The sequence below is a fragment of the Mesorhizobium sp. M7D.F.Ca.US.004.03.1.1 genome, from assembly GCF_003998635.1.
Taxonomy (GTDB): Bacteria; Pseudomonadota; Alphaproteobacteria; order Rhizobiales; family Rhizobiaceae; genus Mesorhizobium; species Mesorhizobium loti.
This window is the reverse complement of sequence record NZ_RZQG01000604.1, coordinates 1-3,713: the sequence shown is the minus strand read 5'-3', so window position 1 is coordinate 3,713 and position 3,713 is coordinate 1. Positions and strand designations below refer to the sequence as shown.

At 60.7% G+C, this 3,713-nt stretch carries 4 protein-coding genes; 2 read left to right on the top strand and 2 right to left on the bottom strand.

What is annotated here, in order from left to right; translation table 11 throughout:
• Together EN935_RS26265 and hemP are read right to left on the bottom strand one after the other, a co-directional pair.
• Positions 1-491 (bottom strand): ChuX/HutX family heme-like substrate-binding protein (locus tag EN935_RS26265; protein ID WP_281040364.1); only part of this gene is annotated, 491 nt, incomplete at its 3' end.
• A gap of 22 nt (positions 492-513) precedes the next feature.
• Positions 514-720 (bottom strand): hemin uptake protein HemP, encoded by a 207-nt coding sequence (gene hemP / locus EN935_RS26260; protein ID WP_109668714.1) that lies wholly within the window; start codon positions 718-720, stop codon positions 514-516.
• Between the two features lie 198 nt (positions 721-918).
• On the opposite strand from hemP, the gene EN935_RS26255 reads away from it, so the two are divergent.
• Both EN935_RS26255 and EN935_RS26250 read left to right on the top strand, forming a co-directional pair.
• Complete coding sequence (locus EN935_RS26255; protein ID WP_127373764.1) at positions 919-3,096, top strand: TonB-dependent hemoglobin/transferrin/lactoferrin family receptor; 2,178 nt, start codon at positions 919-921, stop codon at positions 3,094-3,096.
• Positions 3,097-3,101: 5 nt separating this feature from the next.
• Positions 3,102-3,545 carry a hypothetical protein gene (locus EN935_RS26250; protein ID WP_127266234.1) on the top strand — a complete coding sequence of 148 codons (444 nt, stop codon included), beginning with the start codon at positions 3,102-3,104 and terminating at the stop codon, positions 3,543-3,545.
• The last annotated feature ends 168 nt before the right edge of the window (positions 3,546-3,713 follow it).

Here is a 3,713-nt window from a genome sequence, read left to right as displayed (position 1 = left end):
TGGTTGGACGATTCGAGCGCGGCGACCAGCTTCTGATAGGCATAGAGGCTGGAGGCCGGTCGCAGATGCACCTTGTGCACGGCCTCGCCTGCGGGGTCGAAGAACTGCAAGCTGCGGCGGATCTCGTCGCCATCGCGCTTTTCCACGGCAAAGCCGTGTGCCCACACCTTCGGGAAGATGCGCAAATCGATGTTTTCGCCAAGCACCATGGCATTGTGGTTACCGGTGACAACCTTGTCATAGACACCGATCTTTTCGTGCACCGCGCTTTCATTGCGGGTCAGCGCCATGACCTCGCCGACGGCTTCGAGGCCGGTCAAAAGATCGTTGACGCGCGGCTCGATACGGACGACGCCGTCGCCGCTATGCGCGGCGACCAGCTCGGCCTCCGAAATGCCGAGCTGGGCAGCCAGATCACGCTCGCGCGTCTTCGGATTGTCTGTCCGTGCCCGCCGGATTTCCTGCGGGGCGGGTTTTACGCGCTGGTCCATGTCTCGTCCCTGTTGCCTTGTCTTACTTGTTGAGAATGAGCTTGCCCTGGCGGGTGATCTTCAGCCGGTAGAGCGCGCCATGATGCTCGATGCCGATCTCGTGCTCGCCCTGGAACAGGGTGTTGCTGGACAGGGTCCGCACCGCCAGCGGAACCCGGTCGAAACGGACGGAGGCATCGTCGGAACGGCGGACGCGATAGCGAAAATCGTTGGGATTGTGGGTGTTCATCTGGATCGATCCCTTTCCTGTGCCGGGCGTCTGGCTAGGCGTTGCGTAATCCGATTCATTTCTTGACTTGAATAATCATGTTTACTAGTCAGTGCAATACCGGATTAAATGAGTCAACATTTAAGACGCCGGACACGATCAAAACTGCCAGCCAGCCCCGGGCCAGCCAGCATGAAACCTGGACTTTGGAGTTGGGGCATGGGGTTGATGACTTGGGAATGGCGCGGCCGGTCGGCAGCGAAGGGCATGGCGGCTTTGCTGGCAAGCGTGGCGGCGATCGCCTTGTCGGCGCAACTGGCCAACGCTCAGCAGGCGGCGCAGCCGGCAGATCAAACGAAGAAGGCTGACGAGGAAAAGCCCGCCCCTGCGGGCGCAACGCTGCTCGACAAGATCCTCGTCATCAGCCGCACCGGCGAGACGGCGATCGAATCGCTGGCGTCGGCCAGCCATGTCGATCAGGAACAGCTCGACCGCCGCATGGCGACGACGCCGAACGAGATGCTGCTCGGCGTGCCCGGTGTCGCTGCCCAGGCCGACGCCAGGCGCGTCAGCACCAGCATCAACATCCGCGGCTTGCAGGATTTCGGCCGCGTCGCGGTCATCGTCGACGGCGCCCGTCAGAATTTCCAGCGCTCCGACCACGGCACCCAGTCGACCTTCTACATCGACCCCGAGCTTGTCAAATCCGTCGACGTGATCCGCGGTCCTGTCGCCAACACCTACGGCTCAGGCGCTATCGGCGGCGTCGTCTTCTTCGACACCAAGGACGCCGAGGATTTCCTCAAGCCGGACGAGACATGGGCCGGCTCCGTCACGGGACGCTATGAGAGCAACGGCAAGGGCTGGACATCAAGCGCATCCGGCGCCTATCGCTTCAATGAGAACTGGGACGCGCTGGGCAACATCGTCTATCGCAACTATGACGACTACAAGGATGGCGGCGGCGACACAGTCAAGGGCACCGGCTTCGACGTGCTCAGCGGCCTGCTCAAGACAACCATCCGCCCGACCGACAACAGCGAACTGAAGCTCGGCTGGGTCGGTTCAAGCGACGGCTGGAACGAGATCAGCGGCGGCGTGCCGGTCAATGACGTCGACCTGAAGTCGAACACCTTCACGGCCCGCTACAACATCACCGATGAGGACAAGAGCTGGCTCGATCTCCATATCAACACCTCTTACAACAAGACCAATCTCGATCTGACCAGCCTCGTCCCTCTCAACCGGTTTGATCCAACCACCGGCCTTCCCATCGTGCTGCCGCAAGGCTCGACGTCGACCTTAGACATCGGCACGACCAGCATCGACATCTGGAACACGTCCCGATTCGAGACCGGCAATGTCGCACACGAACTGACCTATGGCGGCGACTGGGCCGGCGATAACGTCAAGACTGGCGGCACGGCAGGCGGCGACAGTTTCTACACGCCGTCGGGCAAGCGCAACGTTTCTGGCGCCTATGTCCAGGACAAGCTCACCTGGGAGTGGCTCGAAGTCATCGCCGGGCTGCGTTACGACAATTACAGCCTGAAGGACGATTCACGCGAGACATCCAGTGACAGGGTGTCGCCTCGTATCACCGTCGGTGTTTCGCCGTTCGAATCGGCTGGCCTCGCAGGCCTTCAGTTCTACGGCACCTATGCCGAGGGCTATCGCTCGCCGTCGATTACCGAAACGCTGATCAGCGGCAATCACCCGGCAGGCGTCAGCTTCCCGTTCCTGCCCAATCCCAATCTGCGGCCTGAGACCGGCAAGACGACCGAATTCGGCGTCAACTACAAGCAAAATGATATCTTGGAGGCTGGCGACGCGTTCCGTCTCAAGGCGGCGTATTTCAACAACGATGTCGACGACTATATCGAAGGCGTGACGCTGTCCGCGTTCGACCCGACCAGCGGCTGCCCGTTCGGCCCCGGCATCCCGATCTGCTTCCAGTATCAGAATTTCGCCAAGGCCAAGATCAACGGCTTCGAAATGGAAGGCGTTTACGACGCGGCATGGGGCTATGCCGGACTTTCGGCATCCATCGTCAATGGTCATACCATATCGTATGAAGGCGACCGCGCAGATCTCGCCACGATTCCCTCCTCCCAGGTCACGGCGCAGCTCGGCTTGCGCTTCCTCGAGGATAAACTGACTGTCGGCGGCGAAGTGCAGTACAACGGCAAGCCGAAGGGCAATGCGGTGGCCAAAGACTACACGCTGGTCAATGCCTTCGCGAGCTATCAGGCGACCGATAATCTCAAGGTCGATTTCCGCGCCGACAATCTGTTCGATGTCAAATACGCCAACCCGCTCAACGGCAGCACGACAGCTGCGGTCTATGAGCCGGGCATAACGCTCAAGCTGGCGGCAACGATGCGATTTGGAGGCTGATGACAATGACGAGCTTGACGACATCCCTTCGTCAACTGACCTCGACGCTGGCGATGTCGCTTGCGATGGTTCCGGCATGGGCACAAGAGTCCGCGCCAGTCCCCGCACTCAGCCTCGAACTCAACGGCGCGCAGCCTTCCGACAAGGGCTGCCGCCTGACGTTCGTGGTCAACAACAATCTCGGCGCCGACCTGTCCAAGGCGGCGTTCGAGATCGCCCTGTTCAACGAGGCTGGCGTCGTCGACCGGCTGACCGTGCTCGATTTCAAGGAATTACCAGCCGGCAAGACCAAGGTGACGCGTTTCGATCTGGCCGGCACCGAATGTTCGAAAGTCAGCCGCGTGCTGATCAACAGCGCGACCGAATGCACCGGTACCGGCGTCGAACCGAATGCCTGCATGCGCAAGCTGAAGACGGACACCAGGACCGATATCGCTTTCGGCGTCTGAGGTGGGACTGCATCCCGCATTCCTGCAAAACACCGTGGCGTGGCCAATTGCCGGCCACCGTCGACTGCCGCTGCCAGCGAACGATCTTGATTTGACAATTCTGCTCTTGTCGCTGCAGGTCTCGTGGCGAGACATGCATCATATCAGCCCCCTCCCTAACGCCGGCAC

Excerpts from the sequence above, each read along its gene's own strand:
- hemP (WP_109668714.1), bottom strand. The coding sequence starts at position 720 with ATGAACACCCACAATCCCAACGATTTTCGCTATCGCGTCCGCCGTTCC.
- EN935_RS26255 (WP_127373764.1), top strand. The coding sequence starts at position 919 with ATGGGGTTGATGACTTGGGAATGGCGCGGCCGGTCGGCAGCGAAGGGC.
- EN935_RS26250 (WP_127266234.1), top strand. The coding sequence starts at position 3,102 with ATGACGAGCTTGACGACATCCCTTCGTCAACTGACCTCGACGCTGGCG.